The organism is Aequorivita aquimaris (genome assembly GCF_001573155.1).
Taxonomy (GTDB): domain Bacteria; phylum Bacteroidota; class Bacteroidia; order Flavobacteriales; family Flavobacteriaceae; genus Aequorivita; species Aequorivita aquimaris.
Genome location: NZ_JRWG01000065.1, coordinates 1 through 606, shown reverse-complemented (window position 1 = coordinate 606; position 606 = coordinate 1). Strand labels below are relative to the sequence as shown.

General features: G+C 65.0%; 1 protein-coding gene. It reads right to left on the bottom strand.

All coding sequences use genetic code 11. The annotated features are described in order from the left end of the window. Positions 1-606, bottom strand: a 606-nt coding sequence (locus tag LS48_RS15940; RefSeq protein WP_062623217.1) for a class I SAM-dependent methyltransferase, incomplete at both ends; no start/stop codon positions are given.

Sequence of the window (606 nt, the reverse complement as noted above, 5' to 3'; positions counted from 1 at the left end):
CCCATGATCGGCTCCACCTTCGTTCGCACGAAGCCGGCGTCGGTGATCATGCCCTTGAACGTCGGCATGTCGGGGAAGCGGCGGATCGATTCGATCAGATAGCGATAGCTGTCGGCATCCTGCGCCAGCAGCTGGCCGAGCTTGGGCACCAGTTTGTGCGAATAGCCGTCATAGACTTCCTTGAACCCCGGCCAGGTCGTGGTCGAAAATTCGAGGCAGAAAAAGCGGCCGCCGCGGCGCAGCACGCGATGCGCCTCGCGCAACGCCTTGGGGATATCGGTGACGTTCCGGATGCCGAAGGCGATGGTGTAGGCGTCGAAGAACGTGTCCGGAAAGGTCAGCGTCTCGGCATTCGCCTCGGTCCACACGAGGCTGTCGAGCCCGCGCTTGGCCGCGCGTTCCATGCCGACCGCGAGCATATCGGGGTTGATGTCCGCGACCGTCACCGACGCGCCCGATTCCGCGATGCGGAACGCGATGTCGCCGGTGCCGCCCGCCATGTCGAGCACCTGCTCGCCCTCGCGCGGTTGCAGACGGCGGACGAAGCGGTCCTTCCACAGCCGGTGCATGCCGCCCGACATGGCGTCGTTCATCAGGTCGTAGTTC